At 69.0% G+C, this 22,267-nt stretch carries 21 protein-coding genes and 2 pseudogenes; 5 read left to right on the top strand and 18 right to left on the bottom strand.

Annotation, left to right across the window (positions count from 1 at the left end; genetic code table 11):
* Window positions 1-19: 19 nt before the first annotated feature.
* The 6 genes from CRT23_RS18555 to CRT23_RS18530 all read right to left on the bottom strand — a co-directional run bounded on the left by CRT23_RS18555 (window position 20) and on the right by CRT23_RS18530 (window position 7,062).
* Complete coding sequence (locus CRT23_RS18555) at window positions 20-442, bottom strand: hypothetical protein (RefSeq protein ID WP_103710957.1); 423 nt, start codon at window positions 440-442, stop codon at window positions 20-22.
* A gap of 140 nt (window positions 443-582) precedes the next feature.
* Window positions 583-2,196: an ABC transporter ATP-binding protein gene (locus CRT23_RS18550; RefSeq protein ID WP_103710955.1), complete on the bottom strand. Its 1,614-nt coding sequence runs from the start codon at window positions 2,194-2,196 to the stop codon at window positions 583-585.
* Window positions 2,197-2,198: 2 nt separating this feature from the next.
* Window positions 2,199-3,620: a M20 family metallopeptidase gene (locus CRT23_RS18545; protein WP_103710953.1), complete on the bottom strand. Its 1,422-nt coding sequence runs from the start codon at window positions 3,618-3,620 to the stop codon at window positions 2,199-2,201.
* Window positions 3,621-3,661: 41 nt separating this feature from the next.
* Entirely contained in the window at window positions 3,662-4,561 is a 900-nt protein-coding gene (locus CRT23_RS18540) for an ABC transporter permease (RefSeq protein WP_245436348.1), read from the bottom strand.
* Between the two features lie 50 nt (window positions 4,562-4,611).
* Complete coding sequence (locus CRT23_RS18535; RefSeq protein ID WP_055958525.1) at window positions 4,612-5,526, bottom strand: ABC transporter permease; 915 nt, start codon at window positions 5,524-5,526, stop codon at window positions 4,612-4,614.
* A 54-nt stretch (window positions 5,527-5,580) separates the two neighbouring features.
* A complete protein-coding gene (locus CRT23_RS18530) occupies window positions 5,581-7,062 on the bottom strand; it encodes an ABC transporter substrate-binding protein (protein ID WP_103711000.1) in 1,482 nt (493 codons plus the stop codon).
* Between the two features lie 236 nt (window positions 7,063-7,298).
* Between CRT23_RS18530 and CRT23_RS18525 the strand changes: the two genes are divergently transcribed.
* The gene (locus CRT23_RS18525) at window positions 7,299-8,207 is read left to right on the top strand and encodes a LysR family transcriptional regulator (RefSeq protein WP_103710949.1); all 909 of its coding nucleotides are present in this window, start codon (window positions 7,299-7,301) and stop codon (window positions 8,205-8,207) included.
* Between the two features lie 1,093 nt (window positions 8,208-9,300).
* Here the strand turns inward: CRT23_RS18525 and CRT23_RS18520 are convergent.
* From CRT23_RS18520 to CRT23_RS18505, 4 genes and pseudogenes are all read right to left on the bottom strand, one after another.
* Complete coding sequence (locus CRT23_RS18520; protein ID WP_103710947.1) at window positions 9,301-10,164, bottom strand: methyltransferase domain-containing protein; 864 nt, start codon at window positions 10,162-10,164, stop codon at window positions 9,301-9,303.
* 351 nt (window positions 10,165-10,515) lie between these two features.
* On the bottom strand, window positions 10,516-11,331 hold the full coding sequence (locus tag CRT23_RS18515) for a methyltransferase domain-containing protein (RefSeq protein WP_103710945.1): 816 nt from the start codon (window positions 11,329-11,331) through the stop codon (window positions 10,516-10,518).
* A gap of 219 nt (window positions 11,332-11,550) precedes the next feature.
* Window positions 11,551-11,934: a VOC family protein gene (locus CRT23_RS18510; protein ID WP_103710943.1), complete on the bottom strand. Its 384-nt coding sequence runs from the start codon at window positions 11,932-11,934 to the stop codon at window positions 11,551-11,553.
* A gap of 127 nt (window positions 11,935-12,061) precedes the next feature.
* Window positions 12,062-12,459: pseudogene (locus CRT23_RS18505) on the bottom strand (IS3 family transposase); the annotation flags it as partial.
* A 7-nt stretch (window positions 12,460-12,466) separates the two neighbouring features.
* Here CRT23_RS18505 and CRT23_RS18500 point away from each other — a divergent pair.
* A pseudogene (locus tag CRT23_RS18500) lies at window positions 12,467-12,851 on the top strand (PLP-dependent aminotransferase family protein); the annotation flags it as partial.
* Between the two features lie 198 nt (window positions 12,852-13,049).
* On the opposite strand, the gene CRT23_RS18495 reads toward CRT23_RS18500, so the two are convergent.
* Genes CRT23_RS18495 through CRT23_RS18480 form a run of 4 tightly spaced genes read right to left on the bottom strand, consistent with a single transcriptional unit; the run spans window position 13,050 to window position 16,059 of the window.
* Window positions 13,050-13,598, bottom strand: coding sequence for a cytochrome b (locus CRT23_RS18495; protein ID WP_103710941.1), 549 nt, complete (start codon window positions 13,596-13,598; stop codon window positions 13,050-13,052).
* Window positions 13,595-14,707 (bottom strand): catalase family peroxidase, encoded by a 1,113-nt coding sequence (locus CRT23_RS18490; RefSeq protein ID WP_103710939.1) that lies wholly within the window; start codon window positions 14,705-14,707, stop codon window positions 13,595-13,597. Before CRT23_RS18490 ends, CRT23_RS18495 begins: the two co-directional genes overlap by 4 nt.
* A 51-nt stretch (window positions 14,708-14,758) precedes the next feature.
* Entirely contained in the window at window positions 14,759-15,532 is a 774-nt protein-coding gene (locus CRT23_RS18485) for an anti-sigma factor (RefSeq protein ID WP_103710937.1), read from the bottom strand.
* Window positions 15,529-16,059, bottom strand: coding sequence for a sigma-70 family RNA polymerase sigma factor (locus CRT23_RS18480; protein ID WP_103710935.1), 531 nt, complete (start codon window positions 16,057-16,059; stop codon window positions 15,529-15,531). Before CRT23_RS18480 ends, CRT23_RS18485 begins: the two co-directional genes overlap by 4 nt.
* A 289-nt stretch (window positions 16,060-16,348) precedes the next feature.
* On the opposite strand from CRT23_RS18480, the gene CRT23_RS18475 reads away from it, so the two are divergent.
* A complete protein-coding gene (locus CRT23_RS18475) occupies window positions 16,349-16,612 on the top strand; it encodes a hypothetical protein (RefSeq protein WP_103710998.1) in 264 nt (87 codons plus the stop codon).
* 374 nt (window positions 16,613-16,986) lie between these two features.
* A complete protein-coding gene (locus tag CRT23_RS18470; RefSeq protein ID WP_245436347.1) occupies window positions 16,987-18,243 on the top strand; it encodes a glycosyltransferase in 1,257 nt (418 codons plus the stop codon).
* Window positions 18,244-18,299: 56 nt separating this feature from the next.
* On the opposite strand, the gene CRT23_RS18465 is transcribed toward CRT23_RS18470, so the two are convergent.
* From CRT23_RS18465 to CRT23_RS18450, 4 genes are all read right to left on the bottom strand, one after another.
* Entirely contained in the window at window positions 18,300-19,052 is a 753-nt protein-coding gene (locus tag CRT23_RS18465; protein WP_103710996.1) for a phytochelatin synthase family protein, read from the bottom strand.
* A gap of 41 nt (window positions 19,053-19,093) precedes the next feature.
* Complete coding sequence (locus CRT23_RS18460) at window positions 19,094-20,014, bottom strand: adenylate/guanylate cyclase domain-containing protein (protein WP_103710931.1); 921 nt, start codon at window positions 20,012-20,014, stop codon at window positions 19,094-19,096.
* Between the two features lie 8 nt (window positions 20,015-20,022).
* Window positions 20,023-20,268 carry a hypothetical protein gene (locus CRT23_RS18455; RefSeq protein WP_103710929.1) on the bottom strand — a complete coding sequence of 82 codons (246 nt, stop codon included), beginning with the start codon at window positions 20,266-20,268 and terminating at the stop codon, window positions 20,023-20,025.
* A gap of 244 nt (window positions 20,269-20,512) precedes the next feature.
* Window positions 20,513-21,751, bottom strand: a complete 1,239-nt coding sequence (locus tag CRT23_RS18450; RefSeq protein WP_103710927.1) for a cytochrome P450 — start codon at window positions 21,749-21,751, stop codon at window positions 20,513-20,515.
* A gap of 233 nt (window positions 21,752-21,984) precedes the next feature.
* On the opposite strand from CRT23_RS18450, the gene CRT23_RS18445 reads away from it, so the two are divergent.
* A complete protein-coding gene (locus tag CRT23_RS18445; RefSeq protein ID WP_103710925.1) occupies window positions 21,985-22,221 on the top strand; it encodes a hypothetical protein in 237 nt (78 codons plus the stop codon).
* Window positions 22,222-22,267: the final 46 nt, after the last annotated feature.

The raw sequence follows: 22,267 nt of genomic DNA, 5'->3' as shown, positions 1-22,267 counted from the left end.
TTGGACTTGGCGCCGATGGTCAGATCGCGCCGCCTACGGACGTCCTGCGATCGCTGCGACCCACCAAGGCGGCGATCGGGTCGTTCAAGTGTCGGGGCCGAACGATTTCGTGCACGCCATCGGTGAGGATGCGGGTGCCGATCGCGCCGAAGGCCAGTCCCAACAGAGCCTCCGTGGTACGCGCGAGCCGCGCCTGGATCCGCCGCACCGGTCCCGTCGAGACCAGCAGTGGGTAACCGCGGGCGATGAGGAGCGCGGAAGCGCAGCCGAGCACCTGCAACGGGGTCAGACCGGCACCGTAGAGGAAGGCCGCGACGGAGGCAGAGGCCGCGGCGGCCTTCGGGTTGGAGAAGGTGATGCGCAGGCCGTGCCGCCAATCGGCAAGGGGCGTCTGGCCTGCCCCTGAAACGTGGTTCTCCCGATAGATATGGCTTCGAGCCACCGACGATGCACGACCTTCAAACCTGCGCCGTCGGGTACGTCGTCGTCGAAATCGCACCCGTTAAGGGATCAGGCGCCCGCGCCGCTGGGGCTCGCCACCGGCACATCCGTGGCCTGAGCCTCCTCCCCCTGGAGCGACGGTTAGTGGGGGCGCGCCGTCTGCAGGCCCGGTACGGCTCCGAGGAGATCGCGCGTGTAGGCGTGCTCCGGAGCGCGGAACAGCTCGGCGGTGGGACGCATCTCGACGATGCTGCCGCGATGCATCACGGCGATGCGGTCGCAGATCTTGGCGGCGACGCGCAGGTCGTGGGTGATGAACAGCATCGCGAGGTTCAGGCGTTGCTTGAGGTCTTCCAGGAGATCCAGCACCTGCGCCTGGACCGAGACGTCGAGGGCCGAGACCGCCTCGTCGGCCACCAGCACGTCGGGCTCCATGGCCAGCGCCCGGGCGATGCCGATGCGCTGGCGCTGGCCGCCGGAGAAGGCGTTGGGGTAGCGCTCGGCTGCGCTCGCCGAGAGGCCCACGAGGTCGAGGAGGTCGCGGGCCCGAGCGCGGGCCTCCCGCGCGGGCGTGCCGTGCGCGATCGGTCCGGCGGTGATGATCTGCTCGACGGTGCGGCGCGGGTTCAGGGACGCGAAGGGGTCCTGGAAGATCATCTGGATGCGCTTGCGCTCGGTCCGCAGGGCGCGGGGGGGCAGCGCCGTGTAGTCGAGGCTGCCGAGGCGTACTGTGCCCCGGTCGGGCTCGATCAGCCGGATCGCGAGACGCGCGGTGGTGGACTTGCCCGAGCCGGATTCACCCACGAGGCCGAGGGTCTCCCCGCGGCGGACGTCGAACGCCACCGCCTTGACCGCCGCGACCACGCGCGGCTTGCCGAACAAGCCGGTGCGGGTCTCGTAAGTCTTGGTCAGGCCGATGGCCGAGAGGGCGAGCGGCTCGGCCGCGCGGGAGGCGCGCGCCGGCGGTACCAGGCTCGGCACCGCGGCGAGCAGGGCCTGGGTGTAGGGGTGCTGCGGGTCCTGCAGGACGGCCGCGGCGCTGCCCTGCTCCACCAGCCGGCCGCGCTGGAGCACGGCGACGTGGTCGGCGATGTCGGCCACCACGCCGAAATCGTGGGTGATGAACAGGACGCTCATGCCCCGGCGCTGCTGCAACTCCCGGATCAGCTTGAGGATCTGTGCCTGGGTGGTGACGTCGAGGGCCGTGGTTGGCTCGTCGGCGACGAGGATCGAGGGTTCGAGGGCGAGCGCCATGGCGATCATCGCGCGCTGGCGCTGGCCGCCGGAGAGCTGGTGCGGGTAGGCCCGCACGATCTGGGCCGGGTCGGGCAAGCCGACTTCGGTCGCGAGGGCGATCGCCCGGGCCCTGCGCTCGGCCGGGGTGAGGAGACCGTGTGCCTCGAACATCTCGGCGATCTGGTCGCCGATGCGCATGACCGGGTTGAGCGCCGTCATCGGCTCCTGGAAGACCATGGCGATGCGGCGACCGCGCAAGCCGCGCCAGCCGCGCTCGCCCAGGGTGAGGAGATTCTGGCCCTCGAACAGGATCTCCCCGTCGACCGGCTTCAGTGCCCGGGGCAGGAGGCCGGTGAGCGCGTAGGCGCTCATCGACTTGCCCGAGCCCGACTCGCCGACGACGCAGAGGATCTTGCCCGGCATCAGGTCGAGGGAGAGGTCCTCGACGGCATGGGGCCGGTCCGAGCCCTTCGGCAGCGCCAGGGTGAGATTCCGGATGCGGACGACGGGCTCGGTCATGCTCAGGCTCCCTTGAGGGTAGTGCGCCGGGCGAGCACCGCCGGTCCGGTCTCCGCGAGGTCCCAGTACAGGCCCGCCATCAGCATCAGCGCCTCGCGCGAGGGCGGCCCGAGCAGGTGCTCGTCGGGTCCGTGCTGGAGACAGGCCGGATAGGAATGGGGCACCCACAGGGTGGGCAGCCCGAGGATCTCCGAGAAGGCGTCGTTGGGCAGGGACCCGCCGAGGTTCGGCAGCAGCGCCGGCCGCTTGCCGGTGCTCGCGGCGATCGAATCCAGCGCCCAGGTGACCCACGGGTCCTCGACGGGAAGCCGGGTGGCGCGGAATACCTCGGTCCGGGCGGCGCGGACCGTGACCATGGGATAGCCGTGCGCATCGAGATGGGCGCGCAGCGCCGGCAGGATTCCCTCCCAATCGGTGCCGACGACGAAGCGCAGCTGCAGGGTTGCCTTGGCGGTGGGCGGCACGGCGTTGAGGGGGCCGTCCGGGTCGCCGGTCTTGAAGGCCAGCACCTCGAGGGTGTTCCAGGCAAAGACCCGCTCGGCGGCGCTGAGGCCGGGCTCGCCCCAATCCGTATCGATCGTCGGCGCGGTCGGGTCGGTGCCGACGGTGATGTCGGCGAGCGCCGCGCGCACGGTGTCGGGGATCGCGGGCGGCCGCAGGGCGTCGAGGAGGATCCTGCCGCGTCCGTCGACGAGGGTCGCGATGGCGTTGGCCAGCACCGTGCCGGGATTGCGCAGGAGGCCGCCCCAGTTGCCCGAATGGTGGCTGCCTTCGCGGAGATCCAGCAGCATCTCGAAGGTGTAGCCGCCGCGCGAGCCGAGAAAGACGGTCGGTCGCTCGGCGCTGACCCGTGGTCCGTCCGAGGCGATGAGCACGTCGGCCTTCAGGGCCTCGGCCTCGGCGCGGCAGATCTCGCGCAGGCCCGGCGAGCCGGATTCCTCGCCCATCTCGACCAGAAGCTTGGTGTTGAAGCCGAGGCGTCCGTCCCGCGCCGCCATCACGGCCGCCAGCGCGCCGAGGTTGAGGATGTGCTGGCCCTTGTTGTCGGCGGTGCCGCGCCCGTACCAGCGCTCGCCCTCGATGGTGATGGTCCAGGGGGCGAGCCCGTCGCGCCACTGCTCGGGATAGCCGCGCACGGTGTCGCCGTGCCCGTACATCAGCACCGTGGGTAGGTCGGATCCCTCGTGGCGCTCGGCGATGAGGAAGGGGCCGTGCGTGCCGTCCGGGTTGTCGAGGATGCGGCTGGTGAAGCCGAGCGGCGCGATCAGCGGGACGAGGAACTCGTCGAGATAGGCGCGCAGTTTCGGCAGTTGGCCGGGGGTCTGACTCTCGGTGGGACGGGCGACGGCCTCCTGCAGGACCTGGAGGAAAGCGCCCTCGTCGTAGTGGCGCGCGGCGCGCGCGATCGCATCGTGTCGGGACATGGACTCACTCGATCTCGGTGACGGGTTGGTGGGAGGGGCGCTCAGCGCCGCCCCTCGGGGGCGGTGACGTCGCGGATGCCGTCGCCGAGCAGGTTGATCGCCAGGACGAGGACCAGGAGGGCGACGCCCGGGATGGTGATGACCCAGGGCTGGAAGAACATGTACGGCTTGCCTTCGGCGATCATCAGGCCCCAGGACGGCAGGGGCGGCTGGACGCCGAGGCCGAGGAAGGACAGGGCGGCCTCGAGCAGGATGGCGTGGGCCATCTCCAGGGTCGCCACCACGATGAGCGCGTTGAGGATGTTCGGCAGCACCTCCTGGAACAGGATGCGGGCCGGGGAGAATCCCGTGGCGCGCGCCGCCGCGATGAAATCCTGGTCGCGGATCTGCCGGGTCGCCGCGCGGGTGACCACGGCGAAGCGGTCCCAGAGCAGGAAGCCGAGCACCAGGACCACGACCTTCAGGGAGCCGCCCACCAGGGAGGCCATGGCGAGGGCCACCAGCACCACCGGCATGGCGAGCCGCGTGGTCACGACGTAGCTCACCACCGCGTCGACCCGGCCGCCGAAGTAGCCGGCGCAGATGCCCAGCGTCGTGCCGATCACGCCCGAGATGGCGGCGGCCGCGATCCCAATCAGGAGGGAGATCTGGCTGCCGTAGATCAGGCGGCTGAGGTAGTCGCGCCCGAGCTTGTCGGTACCCAGCACGTGTTCCCAGCTGCCCTTCTGTTGCCAGATCGGCGGGATCAGGCGGCGGGAGACGTCCTGGGCATAGGGATCGTGGGGGGCGATCAGGGGCGCGGCGAGGGCGCAGAGCAGGATGATCCCGAGGATGCCGGCACCGATGAGGAAGCCGCCATGGTGAAGGCCGCGCCGGAGGGCCAGGGCGGTGGGCGAGCGGGCGGCGGGCAGCGAGGCCGCAGCGTCGGTCGGACCGGTCATGGGCGTCTCCGGAAGGCCGGCGCGGAGCGGGGACACGGATGGCTGGAGGGTCATTGGCGCAGCCGGGGATCGAGGGCGGCATTGAGGAGGTCGGCGGCCAGCGTCAGGGCGATGTAGATCATCGCCAGAACCAGCACGATCGCCTGCACCACGGGGAAGTCGTTGCGGGCGATCGACTCCCAGGCGAGCTGGCCCAGCCCCTGGAGCGAGAACACCGCCTCGATCACGATGGAGCCCCCGAGCATGAAGCCGAACTGGACGGCGGCGAGCGCGATCACCGGAATGACGGCGTTGCGCAGGGCGTGCCGGATCAGGATTTTCCGCGGGGGCAGGCCCTTGGCCCGGGCGGTGCGGACATAGTCCGAGGCCAGCACCTCGAGCATGCCGTTGCGGGTGAGCCGCATCACCGCCGGCATGGCGTAGTAGCCCAAAGCGACGGCCGGCAGCACGAAGTGCTTCCAGGTCGTGTTGCCGGAGACCGGCAGCCAGCGCAGGTTCACCGAGAAGATCATGATCAGGGTCAGGCCGAACCAGAAGCTCGGCATCGCCTGGCCCAGCACCGAGACCGAGAGGGCGGCCCGATCGATCCAGGTGTCGCGCTTGACCGCGGCGAGCACCCCGAGGGGGATCGCCACGAAGAGCGCGACTGCCAGCGCCACCACGCCGAGGAACAGGGTGATCGGCAGGCGGGCGGCCAGCAGGTCGATCACACGTTCGCGGAAATAGAACGAATTGCCGAAATCGAGCTGGATCGCGCGCCCCGCCCAGGCGACGAACTGCGCCAGGAGGGGCTGGTTGAGCCCGTACTGGACGCGGATCGCCTCCACTTGCACGGAGGTCGCCTCCGGCCCCGCGATGGCGGTGGCGAGGTCGCCGGAGAGGTGCAGCAGCATGAAACTCGCCACCGACACCGTCACGGCGACCGCGAGGGCCACGAGACTTCGTTGGATCATGAACCTGAGCATGGTCCGGCTCCCTCGCTCGATGTTGGCGGTCGGTTCGGCGTCAGGGACCGGCCGTCACTTCCACTGGGCCGCGTAGAAGCGCGGCAGCTCGTCGGGCTGCGCCGTGAAGGTCAGGTCCGAGGTGAAGGCGTAGTTCGTCGAGTAGGAGAACAGCGGCAGGGCATAGGCCTGGCCCGCGATGCGCGTCAGGGCTTCGGCGTACTTCACCTTCCGCACGGCCGGATCGGTGGCCCCGTCCCCGGCCTGGAGGGCCGCGATGGTCTCGGGATCCTTGGTCAGGTCCTCGTCGCCGCCGCGGAAGTAGACGCCGGTGAAGGCCGAGACGTCGAGCACCGAGAACGAGCCCCAGGTCTGGAAGGCGATCGAGACCTTGCCGCCGCGGATCAGGTCGCGCAGGGCGGCGTAGCGCAGGTAGTTCAGCCGCGCCTTGATGCCCACCGCGCGCAGGTAGCCGATCACCGCCTCCGCGTAGTCGCGCTCGCGGTAGGCTCCGAGGTCGATCTCGAAGCCATTCGGATAGCCGGCCTCCTTCAGGAGCGCCTTGGCCTTGGCCGGGTCGTAGGCGTAGCGCGGAACGCCTTCGTCGGTGCAGCCGAACTGATCGATGAAGCAGGCGGCGTTCATCACCCGGCTGCCGCCGCGCACCAGGTTGTCGACCATGGCCTTGCGGTCGATGGCGTAGGAGATCGCCTGGCGCACGCGCGCGTCCTTGAGGGGCGAGTTGGCGGCCGCGCGTCCAAGGGTGTCGAACTGCAGGAAGCCGACCCGCATGGTCTCGGCGCTGAGCACGGTGACGTTCGGGGCGGCCTTCAGCTGGTCGGCTTGGTCGCTCGGCACCCGCCAGATCCAGTCGATTCCGCCGGTGACGAGTTCGGCCATGCGGCTGTCGGCGTCCGGGATGACGCGGAATTCGAGCTTGCCGATCTTCGCCGAACCGATCGGGCTGCCGGGCCAGTACTTGGCGAAGCGTTCCATTTTCACGCCGCGCCCGTTCTCCACCGCGGTGACGCGGTAGGGGCCGGTGCCCACGGGCGCCTTGGCGAACCCGTCGAGTCCAACTTTCTTAAAGTAGGCCGCGGGGAAGATCGGAGTCGGGCCGGCCAGGTATTCGAGTGCTGCCGGGAACGCCGTCTTCAGGTGGATGCGGACCGTATGCGCATCGACGACCTCGGTCGATTTCATCCAGTCGACGTTCTGCTTCGTCACCGTGCGGGCGTCCGGCGTCAGCACGTAGTTGAAGGTGAAGGCCACGTCCTCGGGGCCGAAGGCGTCGCCGTTGTGGAAGGTCACGCCCTCGCGCAGGGTCAGCTCGAGGGTGACAGGATCGATCCATGTCCAGGCGGTGGCCAGCATCGGCTGGTAGGTGCCGGTCTTCGGATCGCGGTAGATCAGCGTGTCCCAGACGTTGCGGGCCAGGATGACGCCCTCGCGGGCGCTGTTGTGATAGGGGCTGACATTCTCCGGCTCGGTGTCGGAGGCGTAGACCAGGGTGTCGTTGGCCTTGCCGGCGAATGCGGGCGCGCTCGGCGCCAGCATCAGCAGGGTGAGCGCAGCGCGCAGCGCGGAGCCGTGTCGCGCTCCAGTCCCATTCGCCATGATCTGGTTCCTCTCAGCGCTGGCATGAGCCGGCGAAGCCGTGACCGCTCCGTCCTGCCACTTTTTTAGCCCTGCTATGGTGTTGTGCAATTAACATCGCAACAAGTAGAATTTTGCGATTGCTGCCGTGCCGATTCAGCAACGGATAGCGACGGTTTCGCCGACGGAGAGAGGCCATGCAGAGTGCGAGCCTGCGTTACTTCCTAGCCGTCGCCCGCACGGGCTCGATCGCTGCCGCCTCGACACAGCTGAACGTCGCGGCGTCCGCGATCAGCCGGCAGATCGCCAATCTCGAGGCCGAACTCGGCTGTATTCTGTTCGAGCGCCGCCCGCGCGGCATGGTGCCGAGTCCCGCGGGCGAGCTCCTGTCGGCGCACGCACACCAGACCCTGATGCGGGCCGAGCAGGTGGCGGCCGAGATTCAGGAGTTGCAGGGTCTGGCCCGCGGCTTCATCCGGGTCGCGACGTCGGAGGGCTTCGCCCTCGACCTGTTGCCGAACGCCATCGCGGAGTTCCACGCCGTCCATCCGGGCATCCGCTTCGAGGTGCAGATGCTGCCGCCGGCCCAGGTCACGCAGGTGGTGGCGGCGGGCGACGCCGATATCGGCATCACCTTCGCCATGGCGCCATCGAGCCTCGTGTCGGTCGTCTATGACAACGCGGTCGAGATGGTCGCGCTCAGCGCCCCCAATCACCCCCTGGCGCGCCAGCCCGCGATCCAGCTCGCGGACCTGCGGGCCTATCCGGTCGCGGTGCCGACCCTCGATACCACGGCTCGCCGGGTCTTCGACGCGGCCTGCCTGGCGGAAGGGATCACCATCGAGCCGACCCTGACGGCCAACGTGCTATCGGCCCTGCTGCCCTTCGTCCGCCGGACGAAGGGATTGGCGCTGATGTCGGCGCTGACGGTGCAGACTCCGGTGCGTCTCGGCGAACTCGTCTGCATCCCGGTGCGCGCCCGAGCGAGCCTTATGCGCGGCATCCAGGTCCAGGTCATGCGCGACCGCAAACTGCCGCATGCCGTGCAGGCGTTCCTGCGCCAGCTCATCGCTGCGCTGCCGCAGGCGGGGGGCGCAACGATCTGATCAGGCCTGAAGCGGCGGGACCTGACCGGTTGTCCCGCGACCCCGATCCCGCGCACGTCCGGTCTGACCAGCGCCCCATGGGCCGATGTCCGCGGCCTAGCCGCCGAGAGCCTCGGTGCGGCGCCGGCCCGGGTCCGTTTTGCCAGGAGGCCGGGGCGAAGGCTGGCCGTTCTGACCTCCACCCATCCGGGTCCCAGGGCCGGCGGGGGGCGACCGAAACGGGTCGACCCGCGCGGTCACGCGCATCGCGGTCAGGAGGCGCGCGCAGCAGGGACGTTGTCAGCGATACCGATTGGGAAGACCGTCTCGTCCGAGGGTCCTGAGATCGAACTGCTGAAGGTTTCGCGAATAAGTTTATTTCTTGTTCTAATCTTGTGCGGGGCTCGAAAAGTGCCTGGAGTTCTGGGGTGACTCCATCATAGGCGCAACATGAGCAAGGGTTAAATTGCTTTTGTCTTGACGGGTTCGAAGCGTACAGCGTGTGCTTCGCCAGCGCCCGCCGGGCCCTGACACCGAAAGCCCGCATGGCGATCCTCAGCTTCACGAGTTGCGACTACGCCGATGGACAGGCCTTCGAAGCCGACAGGGATCACTACGGCGGTGGCTCGGAGGTCACGTCGCTTGGCACGCCGTTTGCAGCCTCCGTCAGGGGCCTCCGCTTCTCGCACGCCGACCGCTGGAGCCACGCCCGGACAGCGGATCTTCATCGCCCGTCCATTGACTTCGGCGTGAGGCGACGACCAGACCCTGGCCATTCGCGCCAAAGCGGATATTCGGCTGCGACTGTCCGATTGCATGGCAGCAACGGCCACTCGGCTTGCTGCAGAAATCGAGGGATCTGAACCCGCCAGCCCGTTTTCGACACGGGTTGTCGGCCGTCGAAGACCTGGAAGATGGTACGTATCAAAGTGATCCGGCGGAGGGTATCCGTTTCGAGGAAATCCAGCGTCCCGCCCGGATTTCCGTTGCTGAGACCAGGGTGCGACCCCGCCACACGATAGCTTCGATCCGCCGCCCAAGGCGTGAGGGGGGAAGTCGTGTGCCGGCTGACGCCGAGCCAGCGAGACGGGGCGTCTCCCCCTGCTCGTCCCTGTCAGCGTGCCGGGTTGCGTGCCCGAACGATCCACGCCGCGCCGTCGATCATCACCGACCGCGCGCCGGGGCGGTTCGCGAAGGCGGCCCGGACCGCGGTCAAGGCGCGGGCGCGGATGTCGTCGGGCTGATCCGCGAGCGCGCGCGACAAGGGGCCGACCTTGGACGCCATCGCCACCGCGTCGTCGATCGCCGCGTCCCACGTCTCGCCCTCGCCGTATGGGATAGACGCATCGAAGGGCGCGATCGCGATCTCGGTGAAGCCGGCCGCCGATAGGATACGCTCCACCCGACCCCGGTCGCCAAACGAGAAAGGGCCGGGCGCCTCGGCAGCGGGCTGCACGGTCGGCGGGACGATGCCCTTGATCGCGCCCATCGGTAGGCGCACCCAATCGTTCTCGGCCGCCCCGCGCCAGCAGACGAACGCGACCCGCCCGCCCGGCCGGAGCGCGCGGCGCATATGGGAGAACGCCCCGGTCGGATCGTCGAAGAACATCACGCCGAAACGCGAGAACAGGATGTCGAATGCCCCCTGGGGCAGCGCCGCCCTGCCGGCGTCCGCCACCTGGAACAGGGCCGGAATCTCCTGTGGTGCAAGCGTGCGCGCGCGGTCGATCAGCGCTTCGGAGATGTCTACGCCCAGCACTTGGCCCCCCGCGCCGACGCGGGCGGCCAGAGCCAGGCTCGACGCGCCCGCGCCGCAGCCGACATCCAGCACGCGCTCGCCCGGCCCGGGCGCGGCGGCTTCGATCGCGGCCTGGCCGAACACCGCCAGCATGGCGTCGAGCCGTGACTGGTACGCGACCCAGCGCTCCCCGCTTCGGCCATTCCAGTCGGCGATCTGATCGGCATTTCGCTCGGCCATGCCTGATCCTTTTTCAGAGCAAAGGGTACATGTCGAATCTGATAGTGCCCTACAGATCGGCTGCACAAGACAAAAGAAAGTCTAGCGATGCGCGTTCGTCGCGCTAAGGCCGCGGAAAGCCGACATCCCTCCGCGACTTCATCTCGGGTGCAGCCCATCCAATCCAGTCGCACGACGGATCGGTGAGAACGACGCTGTGTAAAACACCATGTCTGTCGAAGAGGCGTCCCTCGTGCACCCGGAACCGTGCAATCACAGGCGCCCTGATTGCACCGCGAGTGTCATCCAGAATGTTCGGATGGTGGCATTGCAGAAGAACGTTTGGCAGTTTCGGCGCACGCCTCGGATCACCTACGCGTCGCGCGCGATCCGCGCCGAGACGAGAAACGCCAAGTCCCAGACGATCGTGCCGGCCGCCGCGCGATGCTCCTCCCGGAGACGATCCGCCAGCGTGTCGAGGCCCAGCGCATCCGCGCTCGTCACGCCGCGCTCGATCATGCGGGGGAGCATGGCTTGGGCCAGCGTCGCCAGGAAGGACGGCTCGCCAGGCTGCAGGAGCACCCCTTCGCTGCGTGCCACCTCGATGCCGTGCCCCGCCGCCCGCATCAGGTCCACCAGGCGCAGCGCCAGCCCCGGATCGCCGCCCTCCGCTGCGACCGTGTCCCACAGCCAATCGTAGAGCCGACGATGCAGCGTCAGCGGGCCGAGCCCGGCGGGCAGTCCGGCACGCCCGTGCTCCTGGAACGCCAGGATCGCCCCGGGCTTCCCGAGAGCGGCGAGACGCGCGAGCGTCGCCGCGGCGGCGGGCAGGTACATCAGGACGCGGCGCCCGACGATGGCATCGAAGCGGCCCAGTTCGGGCAGCGCACCCGCGAGGTCCGCCTGCCGGTACCGGATCGGCGCCGCCTGCAGTCCCGCCTCGGCCGTATGGCCCATCGCCATCGCCTCCGGGCTCCGGTCGATCGCGATGACCTCGCCGTCCGGTCCCACCAAGCGGGCGACGAAGCGGCTCAGGTCCCCGTTCCCGCAGCCGACATCGAGCACGCGCATACCGGGGGCGAGGCCGATCTCGGCGAAGAACCGGGCACTGGGTCCGTTGGCCGGGTTGGGGGCGGCCTGCGCGACGGCAGGCGGCAATGCGAGAGCGGGCGAGGCGACATGGGACATGGCCTCACCGGTAGGATCAAAGCGCTTCTCCGCCAAGTCGCTCGCCCCCGCCCGGCTCTGGCGAGGGCCATCGGCCTCGGACGTGTCGCCGCTCAGAGGGACGCTTTCACAGCTGTGAACCGGGAGGCCCAGCAAGCGCCCTCCGTTGTCGCCGGGTCGCGGCGCGATGGGGTGCGGCCCTCGCGCCGCTTCCCCCTGCCGGCAGGGGCCAGGGGCCCGTCAGTCCGCCACCTTGTAGCGGGCGCAAAGCTTGTTGCCGTCCGGGTCGCGCAGGTAGGCCAGATAGATTCGGCCCATCGGCGTCTGACGCTCGCCCGGCGGGTTTTCGACGGACGTCCCCCCGTGGGTGATCCCCGCCTCGTGCCAAGCCTTTGCCTCGTCCGGGCTGTCCATCGCGAACCCGATCGTGCCCCCGTTGGCGGCGGTCGCCGGATCCCCGTTGATCGGCTTGGTGATGACGAAGCGGCTGCCGCGATGCGCGTAGACCAGGCGCCCGAGGGCATCGGTTTTGCCGGCCTCGCCGCCCATGGCTCCGAACAGCGCGTCGTAGAACGTCTTCGACTTGGCGAGGTCGTTACTGCCGACCACCATATGGCTGAACATGTGGTTCCCTTCCGCGATCATCCGCTCGCTGAGCTACCGCGTCCGGTGCCCCGGCTGCAACCGCGGGCCCTTCCGCGTCTGGGCGGGATGCTGGTGAGAGACGATCCATCAACGCGCCTCTCCGCACCTCTCGGCGCCAGGTGCGCTGAAACCCGTCCTTGCCCACCTGCCACCCGGCTGCCTGCAGCAGCGCCGTGACGCGGCGAGAGCCGGAGCGTCCGTACGCGAATGCAAGGGCGACAATGGCGCGGGTCCACGGATCCTCGTCAGCCGGGACCGTCGACACGTCGCGTTGCGAGCCCCGGTATTGGCCGATGATCCGGCAGGCGTGGTGCACCGAGAGGCCGTACTTCTCTTGCATCCCGTCGACCGCCTGCCGGCGGCGCTCGGGGGCTACAGGTTTCCCGAGGCGGCGCCCGCCAGGACCTGACCCTCCAGGGACAGGTCGGCCACGAGCCGGCGCAATTGCGCGTTCTGACGCTCCGGATCCTTCATGCGGCGCGCTTTGACGATCTGCAGGCCACCGTATTTCATGCCCTCGCCGATCTCCAAGGCTCTGACGACGCGCTGGATCATGGACGGCACGGCGGACGCCATCGTGCAATTCGTTCGACAGGAGTCGACCGCGCGCCAGCGCATCGTGGCTTCGCTGCTTCCAGAGGGGACCTACACCGCCGACCTGCACGGCTTCCCCGTCTGGATCATGCTTCCTGAGGGCTGGACGCGCGCGACGTTCGCCAGTCGGGGACGGCCGGCGGGGCTTGGCGCGATCGGCAGCGACCCCTTCTGCGAGGCAGGGACGCCACTGGAGACGGTGCGCCTCAGCCTGGGTGACCCCTCGACCCGGCAGCAGACCACGCAGGGCTTGGAAGGTGCACGCCCACGCGTTTGAAGGCTCGCCAACCCTTGCCTCGACCGACAACGGAGACAGTCGAGGCGCAGTCTATTGGTTGGTCTTCGGGTGGTTTCCGCGCCAGAACGAAGCGCATAGGTCCCCGAGCGGACGTTAAAGCCGCAGTCGCGAGGAGCCCGCTCTGGCTGGCGGACCCCGGCCTACGGCTCGCGTCCGCCCTCAGGTGCTCCTTGGCCCGACGTGGATCGCGGCGGCCATCGCTTCAGCGCGACCGGTATGGGATCGGGCGCGCGGCCATGCTGGAGAAGACCCCGTCCCGGCGGATCAGCCCGTGCATCAGAGCTGCGCCGAGATGGGCGAGGATGACACCGAATAAGGTATAGGCCAGGAGGGTGTGAAGCGAACGCAGCCACGCATAGAGGTTCGGATCGCGCGGCAGGATCGGCGGAAGCACCACCGCGCCGCCGAGCCCGATGGGGTAACCGGCGGCCGACAGCATCGCCCAGCCGACCAGCGGCAGCCCCAGCATCAAGCCGTAGAGCAGGAGGTGCGAGGCGTGTGCCGCCCGACGCTGCCAGGCCGGGAGGTCCGACGGCAGTTCCGGCGGTGGATGGCGCCAGCGGTTCGAGAGGCGCAGCAGGGCCAGGACGAGGATGCCGAGGCCCAGCGGCCGGTGCAGGGCGACGAGCGCATGATAGTGGGCCACGGAGGTCACCATCGCCACGCCGATCAACAGCATGGCCAGGATCATGACGGCCATCGTCCAGTGCAGGAGTCGGGCCGGCCGGTTGAAGCGTGCGGTGGTGCTCACAGTCCGGCTCCTGAAACGGGTGTGTCGTGGACGGCGCTCGGCCCCTTCGGCTCGCCGGCGCGCCGCGTGAACGAGACCGAGTAGGCGGCCGAGCGGGCGCTAAGCAGCGGATCGTCCGACGCCATGATGCCGGCGGGCAGAACCAGGGGGTCGAAGTTCACGTCGCGGCAATTGCCGTCCGCCTCGGCTTGCGTCTCGGCGATGATGACCGTCCCGACGTCGAGGCTTGGTCTCTCGGCGGGCCAAGGACGCGTCGCGTCCGCTGTCGGATCGCCCGCGTCTCCCAGCGTGACAACGAGGTGCCAGCGCACGGGAGTCTGACGGACCGTGTCGGCGAACGCGTCGAACAGGTAATTCTTGTCCGTGGCCGCAGCCTGAGCCGGGCTCTGCGCCGTAGCGGTCTGCTCCGGGATGAACGCCCATCGGACCGGTGTCCGCGTGCCGTCCTCCGCGACGAACCGGAAGGCATTGAGGCTCCGGAAGGTGTCGTCGGCGAACCCGGAGGTGATCGCCCGCGCCTTGATCTGGGCGGCTGCTTTCGCACTCTCCGGGTGCGCGGCAAAGAAGGCCTTCAGCGCCTCGGGATCGGGCTTGCCCGTGGCCGGGTCGGGCTTGGCGGCGAGAAGCTGTTCGTAGAACGCCTCCGGGGTGCGCACGGGGAAGACCGGGATGTCGTTGTTGCCGGTACGCCATTCCTCGCCGTCGGGAAGCTCGAAGCGCAGCGCGAGGCTGCGCACCGTCGTGGCTGCGTCCGCCGCGTAGGGCTGGCCGCCCGCCAGCGCGATGCGTCCGGTGACCGGCGTGGCCCGGTCGGGGGCGAACAGCGAAGCCCTCGACACGCGCGCGCCTCGGCCGCTGCTCTCGAAGCGTCCGGCGAGGCAGAGCCCCTTGGCGTGGTTGCGCCGGAACCCCGGATGGGAACCGTTGACCGCCTCGAAGCGATCCACGATCCGCGCCTGGGTCAGCATGCCCGGCGAGAGCCAGCCGCCGGCATACGCGAAAGTCCCCGCGGTGCCGGTCACCAGGGCGCCGATCGCGCCGAGACGCAGGAGGACGGCACGCGGACGCAAGTCGGGACCAGCGCCGGTGAGGTCGTTCAGGAGAGACATGGTGGACCTTCAGGGAGACTTTGCGAGCTTTCAGAGAGACTTTGCGATTTTTCAGAGAGACTTGGCGGTGGCGCGTCGAACCGCGTCGGCGAGCGGATGCAGAACGCTGTCGTCGGCCGTACCCACGAGGCTGTAGCCCAGCCCGTCCTGGGCCCAGGCGTAGCCGCTCGAGGTCTCCGTCGTATGGGGACGCATCGGCGCATCGCCTGGCACATGCATGGGCCGCATCAGCATGACGAAGCGCGCGCCGTGCCCGTCATCGTACATCAGCAGCCCGGCCGGTCCCTGCGGTGTTGCCACGAGGCGTCCACCCATCAGGCGATAGCCTGAGCCGCTGAGGTCCGGCACGCCCACCGGCCGCTTCAGCCGGGCCGAGAACCAGCCGGCGAGTTCGTCCCGGTTCGCGGCGGCGAGCTCGACGGGCCGGGTGTGGTCGGGCGCGTAGACGGCGTAGTTCATGCTCGCGGACTGGGCCAGCGCCTCGATGCCGGTCGGCACGGGCGAGACCACCTCGCGCAGGCCCCAGCCTCCCGCTCCCCCGATGAGGAGCAGAAGCCCGGCCGCCATGGCCTGCCAGGCGGGCCGCGCCGGTCGACGGCGCGCCTCGACGATCCGAGCCAGGTTCAAGCGGGCCGGTACGGGTTCGGCTGCGACGGGTGCGAACGCGGCACGCATCTCCTCACGCAGGGCCACCATGCGTGCGACCCGCATGCGCGCCTCGGGATGGTCGTCGAGATAAGTCTCGACCTCCCGCCTGCGGCTGGCCTCGAGCCGCTCGTCCACGAGGCCCTGGAGATCATCGTCGCCGATCGGACGCATGGTCATTTTACCCTCCGCAGGAGCGGTCGCTTGGCGGGAACGGCGGCGTCGGTGCCGTCCATGAACTGGATCATCCGGTCCCGGGCCCGGGACAGACGGGACATCACGGTCCCGGTCGGGATCGCGAGGATGTCGGCGGTTTCAGCGTAGGACAGGCCCTCCACCGTCACGAGCAGGAGGACGCCGCGCTGCTCCTCCGGCAGGGCGTCCAGGGCGGTCATCAGGTCCCGATGGCGCAGGCCGCTCTCCTGGGTCGGCGCCACCGCGAGGTTGGCTTCCGCTGTGTCCTCGATCGGCATGTGGGCACCGCGGCGGACCCGCTGGCGCATCTGCGTCACGGCAAGGTTGTGGAGAATCGCGAAGAGCCAAGTCCGTGCATCGCCATCCGCTTGGCGCTGATGCCAGCGGCCGACTGCGCGCTCGAGGCAGTCCTGCACGAGGTCGTCAGCATCGGTGGGATTGCGCAGGAGTGCACGCGCATAACGGCGCAGGGCCGGGATCAGCGGCTCGATGAGGCGCATCATGTCCGTCATGTCCGGTCTCCTGGCATGGGCGGGACTCCTCTGCTGGCACACCGGGCGTTTCGAACGCGCTCCGAGGCAGGCTACGGAGGCATAGACGCCGCCATTTCGAGATTATTCCACGCACGCATCGACATTTATTGAACCAGTATCGCCTCGTGTCGCGCGCCGCTGGGCTCTGAAGACAGCGAGTCGATTTTTCTGACAATGCTTGGAATAAGCAGCTGGAGACGTCGTCTGTCCGGTATCCCTGCTCGACACTCTTGGATCGAGCAGGAAACACTGGAGATCTGACATGACGATGCGCAAGACCATCTCGGCCGTCGCTCTCGCGTCCGCCTGCACCTTCGCTGCCCTGACCGGCGCCTCCGAGGCCCGGACCGTCACTCGTCCGATGGAGAGCCCGGCGGTCACCGGCTCGATCCTGCCGCAGGCGCGGTCCGCATCCTGGCTCGGCGGCCCGGACACCGACAGCGGCAATGCCCGGAACCCCGCCCTCCCCGGCTATGCCCAGGCCCGCGGGCAGGAGACCGGCGGACCCGCCCGTGAGCTGATCCCGAACTAGCTCCGGTTTCCCCGAGCGCGGACGAGCCCGCGCTCGGGCACTCGCGACTCCAGCCAGTCGAGGCAAGCTGTTTAAGATCGGCACCGAGGTCCCGACGCAGGCATCCAGCGGGCAACCGGGGGCGGTCGCCCGTGCGGGGGTCTGATTGGGAGGGATGGCCGGCGGTCCGACGTTACGGACGTAACGCTCCCGCGGGCCGCTGAAACGCTGCAGTCATCTGCAGGGCGCAGACGATCGCACCGGGATGGCATCGGTCGTTCACCGCCGAGCGCAAGCGCGGCGCGTGCGGCCGTCCATCACTTCTCCTTCGTCGCACCGGGGACCGCATGAAGATCCTTTTTGCCGCCACGCCTTCCGCCGGCCATCTCAATCCGTTGCTCGCCATCGCCCGCATGGCCCTCGCCCGCGGCGACGAGGCCCTGGTGGCCACAGCCACTTACCTCCGGACGTCGGTCGAAGCCTCCGGTGCTCGATTCCGACCGCTCGCCCCCGGTGCCGACATCGATTTGACCCGGGTCGAGGAGGTTCTGCCCGAGCGCGCCAGCCTACCTCCCAGCCCGGAGCAGCTCCGCTACAATTTCGAGCGGATCTTCCTCGATCCGATGCTGCCACAGGCAGAAACGCTGCGCCGGATCATCGCGACGGATCGCCCCGATCTCGTCGTCGTCGACGATCTGTTCTTTGGCGCGACGGCCTTGTTTCTGGATCGCGAGAGGCCCCGCCCGCCGATCGTCGCCTGCAGCATCACGATCATGGTGGCGAATAGACCGGACGGTGCGCCGACCATGATCGGGCTGCCGCCTGCCCTCGACGAGGCCACGCGGGCGTCCTACGCAGCCATGGCGGTTCAGGCTGAGACCGTCTTCGGGGCGCCGGTCCGAGCCTACGCGGATGCCAAGCTCGCCGAGTTGGGCCTGCCGCCGCTGCCATGTGGAGTGCTGCACTCGCGGCACCTCATGGCCGACGCCTTCCTGCAAACGACCGTCCCGGCCTTCGAGTACGATTTCGGACACATGCCCGCTCACGTCCAGTTCGTTGGCGCCTTGCCCCCTCCGCCGTCGCGGGATGTCGCCCTGCCGGATTGGTGGGATCAACTCGACGGATCCAGAAAGGTCGTGCTCGTCACGCAGGGCACGGTCGCGAACGCGGATTTCGGTGAGCTTGTCGAGCCGACCCTCGCCGCCCTCGGCGACCGCGAAGATCTGTTGGTGCTCGTCACCACCGGACGTCGGCCGATCGGAAACGTCCGCGGACCGATCCCGGGGAATGCGCGGCTCGCGGAGTTTCTCGATTTCACGGCGCTCCTGCCGAAGATCGACGTGCTGGTGACCAATGGCGGTTACGGGACGGTGCAGCTGGCCCTTCAGGCCGGCGTGCCGATCGTATCAGCGGGGCGGACCGAGGACAAAGCCGAGGTCGGTGCTCGGGTCGCATGGTCGGGTGTGGGTCTCGAGATCCCCTCGCAGCGGGCGGAACCTCGGGAACTGCGTGAGGCGGTCGATCGCGTTCTGACCGATCCGTCCTATCGCGACCGTGCAAGGGCGATTGCGGCGGACATGGCTGCGATCGATACGCCGGCTGCAATATTCGGGGTGCTTGATCGCCTCGTTCTGAAAGCCCGAACAGCTTGACCGGCGTCTCGGCAGCGACAGGCAGGTCCTGTCGCCCGAACCGTCATGGCCGAGACTCAATCCGCTTCTCCTGGCCTGTCAGACAAAGCGGTATCGATGATCAGCAAACCGCGGGGCTTGCCCGACGTCCCGTCCATCGTCGCGACGGCACGCCACAGGCGCTCGCTGCTGACCAGAAAGGGTCGGTAGTCTCCGTTGACATCCCCGACAAAGACTAGATCCGCGTCCGCTAGATATCCAAGGATCGGCGAAAAATGCCCAGCTCCCCGGCCGAATAAGGGGCCTCGATGGAAGTTGACGATCAGCCGTTTCTCAGGATTGTTGCTGCGCTTCATCGCCTCGCGGAACGCGGCCAACGAGAGATCGCGCACGACATGGACCTGACGGTCGAGCCGTCGTCGTAGTAGGTCGGCCAGCTCCTCCAGCGTCAGACCGTTCACGAGCACGCCGAACCAGGGCTGGAACGTCGTTCCGCGAAGGACGTCGGCTTGCGAGAAGTCGACGCCGAGAGAGCGGAGCAGGTTCGCCACGGTGGCGGGACCGCAGAAACTCGGGTTGCTCTGGTATTCGTAGGGCCGCCTGCGGTACGCGGCGGCGACCGGCAGCGCCCAGGCCTGCGCCAGCAGCGCAGGATCATGGAAGTCCGACCGCGTCTCGATCGACCTGACGGATGCATAGGCGTTCGGTCTGAGAAGATGCGCCCCGACACTGGCCGCGCCGGCGCATCCTGCCAGGAGTGCGGTTAGTCCGAGGAAGGGCGCCAGACGGCGCTTCCTGACCCCGCCTCGTCGAACCTGTTCAGCCACCATGTAGATCGTATCCCGGTGCATTGGAGATGGTGGCCGGCCCGCTACGTGGCCAGCGCGATCGCAAACAGGCGCAGGACGGCACGCGCGCCTCGTACGGGCTGAACGGCGACGATCCGCGCCTCGCAGGACGTCGCATCCCGCACCACGGCTTCGGAGACGATGCAGTCGCAGGCCGTTGTGCGGGTCATCTGCTCCAGGCGGCGGGCGACGTTGACGGTATCGCCCACCGCGGTGAACTCGACGCGGTCCGCCCCGATGGCCCCGACGAACACCGGACCGCGATGGAGGCCGATCCCGATGCGGACCGGCGGCAGACCGGCCCGCCCTCGCTCGCGAGTCCAGACCAGCATCGCGGCGGCGAGGGAGCGGGCCGCCGCGAGGGCGCGGTCCGTGTCGTCGTACGCGGCCTGCGGTACGCCGAATACGGCCATGACCTCGTCACCGACGAACTTGTCGACGAGGCCACCCGCCGCCTCGATCGCCGCCGCGGCGCGGCGCCGAAATTCGGTGAGGAAGGCCGCGACATCGCCCGGTGACACCGTTTCGCAAAGGTGGGTGAAGTCGCGGATGTCGGCGAACAGCACCGTCGCCTCCTGCTCCCAGCCAGCGCGCAGGGTGACGGGATCCGTCTCAGCCACCAACCGTGCCACCGCTGGCGACGCCAACCGCGCCAGGTTGTCCCTGTGTCGCGTCACGACCCGCGCGGCGGAGCGCAGGCGCCGCACCTGCAGCGCCAGCGTTGTCAGGGCAAGCCCGGCGAGGCCGAGCGTAACAGGGGCGGACCCGGTCGCGGATGTGAGCCCGACAAGCAGGGGTGCCGGAACCGCGGTCAGAAGCGCGCCACCCCAGGCCGCGGCCGTGCGGTACCGGCAGAGTGCCGGAGCCGCCCCGATCCCGCGCCGCGGCGAGCCGAACCAGGGAGCCGGATCCGTCGCCGCGCCGGTGGTCTCCGGAAGGACCATCGCCGACATCAGCAGCCCGAGCAGATGCGATTGATGATGCGTTGCGCCCGGAGATGCTCGCGCTCGAGCGTGGGCGAGCGGACTTCCCAGCTCGTCGCGTGCAGGAGCGGGCGCAACCGCGCGGCGGGGCTCGGCAGATCGACTTGCGCGAAGCGCGGGGCCGCCTGCGACAGCGCGGCGCTCGGAAGCGCGAGGAACAGGAGAAGGGCTCGCGCCGCCGTGCCTGCGATCGGTCTTGTTCGCCTGAGAACCATGAACGTATGCTCCGATGTGTGGAGCTCCAGGATTGACCTTGTGAAATTTCACTGCGATGTCGCAGGGACTGGGGATCCGTGACATCTGAAACGTAAGCGGATGAGTATGTACTTGCCGTATTGGTCGAGATGCTGGCAATTCTCGAGAATGATCCGCTGAAGCTCGGTCGGCACCCGTTCCGTTCGGTCGGGTGCCGTTGGGCGTGCCAGGGATTGACGGCCGCTCCCGAGATCCGATGCGCGATCAGGCGGCGACCTGCAGCGGCCCGATGCGACGGATGCCGCTATGGCCCTGGAGGACCGGCATCGCGCCTGTCAGGCGCAGGTCCGGAGCGAGGCGCATCAGCGCGCCCAGACCCTCCTCCAGCTCGATCCGGGCGAGGGCCTCGCCGATGCACCGGTGTGCGCCGCCGCCGAAGATCGGATGCAGGCGCGGAAGGTCGACGCGACGGACGTCGAACGTGTCGGGCTGCGTGTAGACCGCCTCGTCCCGCAGGGCCGACAGGGTCGAGAGCATGATCATGCTTCCGGCCGGCACGACGGCCCCGTCGAGGTCGATCGCCTCGCGAGCGACCCGCCCCGCGGAGCCGACGCTCGGCTCGTAGCGGAGGGCTTCCGCCACAGCGGCCGGGATCAGGCCTGGATCGTGGCGCACCGCCGCCCACTGCTCCTGATGCTGCAGCAGCAGCGCCGCCTGCATGGCGCCGGCGACCCGGGTCGTATCGGTCCCGCCGATGATCATCTGTACCAGCTGGACGACCACTTCCTCGGGCGTGAGATCGCCCGCCGCCTCCGCCTCCGCGAGGAAGCACGATAGGAAATCCTCCTGGGGCGCCGACCGGCGGGCCTCGAGGATCGTCCGCACGTAAGTCTGCAGCGCGGCCGCCGCCCCTTCGAGGTCCGCGATGTCCTCCGGTCCGAAGGTGAAGCTCAGCACCCGGGAAACCTCGTAGGCGAGGTGCGTGAAGCGGGGGATGTCCTCGTGCGGTAGACCCAGGATGTCGGCCAGGGTCTGCGCCGGGATGAGCGCGGTGTAGCGCTCGACGAGGTCGACCTCGCCGTCCGGCAGCCAGGCTCGGACGAGGCTCTCCGCGGCCGCGCGGATCCGGGGGCGCAGGCCTTCGATCATTCGGGCCGCGAATGTCCGGGTGAAGGGCGAACGGCGCCGGCGATGGACCGCCCCATTGGCGGTGAGCATCCCGTGCGCAAAGATGTCGAAAAGCCGGCCCTCCGGGATCCCGCGCGTCTCGGGGTAGAGCGACTCCGTTGCTTGGGCCCGCGGATCGCGCATGAGCCGATCGACGTCCCTGGCCCGGAGGACGACGAAGCCCGCGACCTCGTGGCCGACGACGGGCAGCCGGGGCCGCCAGGTGCGGAACGTCCCGTGCGGATCGGCCTCCAGTTCGGCAACCGTCAGGGTTGGGATGCCCTGGGATGGCGCCAGCGGGCCGGCCTGTCGAATCCGATCTTCGTTTCCATCCATCGACACATCCTCGCTGTTGCTTTGCGAGAGGAGTCTCGAACGCCGAAGTTACACGATCATGTCCAATGTAGAGCCGACGGTTACGGTCATAACATGCGGCGGAGCGGAAGGCCGTGCGTGCCATTCGTGCGACAGAACACGTCTAATGCACGGCTTCGCAGGGGGCGCGATTTCTGAAATCGTGCCGTCATCGAGTGCTCTGAGAACGACTCCGCATCACGGGAGGATTTCTCATGCGGGCAGAGCAAGCGGACCAAGACATCTTCGAAGCGTTGCTGAGGCGTACGATCACCCAATCCGTGATCGAGGACCTGGATCACGCGATCCCCGGCGTGACGGTCCTCGCCGCGCTCCTGCAGCACGACGCGTGGCAGGCGCGCAAAGAGCAGCTGAGCCCCCAGACCCTCCAGGTCATGGCGTCGGCGCAGCGCCTCCTGGGCAACCAGGCGGCAAGGCGGCGCGAGACCTGAGACGGACTCGCGGTCCAGGGCGGCATCCGTCCCGGATGCCGCCCTG

The organism is Methylobacterium sp. V23, assembly GCF_002917135.1.
In the GTDB taxonomy this organism is placed as follows: Bacteria; Pseudomonadota; Alphaproteobacteria; order Rhizobiales; family Beijerinckiaceae; genus Methylobacterium.
The sequence above is the reverse complement of the archived record's forward strand: the minus strand, read 5'-3'. Positions and strand labels throughout refer to the sequence as shown.

Excerpts from the sequence above, each read along its gene's own strand:
- CRT23_RS18550 (WP_103710955.1), bottom strand. The coding sequence starts at position 2,196 with ATGACCGAGCCCGTCGTCCGCATCCGGAATCTCACCCTGGCGCTGCCG.
- CRT23_RS18545 (WP_103710953.1), bottom strand. The coding sequence starts at position 3,620 with ATGTCCCGACACGATGCGATCGCGCGCGCCGCGCGCCACTACGACGAG.
- CRT23_RS18540 (WP_245436348.1), bottom strand. The coding sequence starts at position 4,561 with ATGACCGGTCCGACCGACGCTGCGGCCTCGCTGCCCGCCGCCCGCTCG.
- CRT23_RS18535 (WP_055958525.1), bottom strand. The coding sequence starts at position 5,526 with ATGCTCAGGTTCATGATCCAACGAAGTCTCGTGGCCCTCGCGGTCGCC.
- CRT23_RS18530 (WP_103711000.1), bottom strand. The coding sequence starts at position 7,062 with ATGCTGGCGCCGAGCGCGCCCGCATTCGCCGGCAAGGCCAACGACACC.
- CRT23_RS18525 (WP_103710949.1), top strand. The coding sequence starts at position 7,299 with ATGCAGAGTGCGAGCCTGCGTTACTTCCTAGCCGTCGCCCGCACGGGC.
- CRT23_RS18520 (WP_103710947.1), bottom strand. The coding sequence starts at position 10,164 with ATGGCCGAGCGAAATGCCGATCAGATCGCCGACTGGAATGGCCGAAGC.
- CRT23_RS18515 (WP_103710945.1), bottom strand. The coding sequence starts at position 11,331 with ATGTCCCATGTCGCCTCGCCCGCTCTCGCATTGCCGCCTGCCGTCGCG.
- CRT23_RS18510 (WP_103710943.1), bottom strand. The coding sequence starts at position 11,934 with ATGTTCAGCCATATGGTGGTCGGCAGTAACGACCTCGCCAAGTCGAAG.
- CRT23_RS18490 (WP_103710939.1), bottom strand. The coding sequence starts at position 14,707 with ATGTCTCTCCTGAACGACCTCACCGGCGCTGGTCCCGACTTGCGTCCG.
- CRT23_RS18485 (WP_103710937.1), bottom strand. The coding sequence starts at position 15,532 with ATGACCATGCGTCCGATCGGCGACGATGATCTCCAGGGCCTCGTGGAC.
- CRT23_RS18480 (WP_103710935.1), bottom strand. The coding sequence starts at position 16,059 with ATGACGGACATGATGCGCCTCATCGAGCCGCTGATCCCGGCCCTGCGC.
- CRT23_RS18475 (WP_103710998.1), top strand. The coding sequence starts at position 16,349 with ATGCGCAAGACCATCTCGGCCGTCGCTCTCGCGTCCGCCTGCACCTTC.
- CRT23_RS18465 (WP_103710996.1), bottom strand. The coding sequence starts at position 19,052 with ATGGTGGCTGAACAGGTTCGACGAGGCGGGGTCAGGAAGCGCCGTCTG.
- CRT23_RS18460 (WP_103710931.1), bottom strand. The coding sequence starts at position 20,014 with ATGGTCCTTCCGGAGACCACCGGCGCGGCGACGGATCCGGCTCCCTGG.
- CRT23_RS18455 (WP_103710929.1), bottom strand. The coding sequence starts at position 20,268 with ATGGTTCTCAGGCGAACAAGACCGATCGCAGGCACGGCGGCGCGAGCC.
- CRT23_RS18450 (WP_103710927.1), bottom strand. The coding sequence starts at position 21,751 with ATGGATGGAAACGAAGATCGGATTCGACAGGCCGGCCCGCTGGCGCCA.
- CRT23_RS18445 (WP_103710925.1), top strand. The coding sequence starts at position 21,985 with ATGCGGGCAGAGCAAGCGGACCAAGACATCTTCGAAGCGTTGCTGAGG.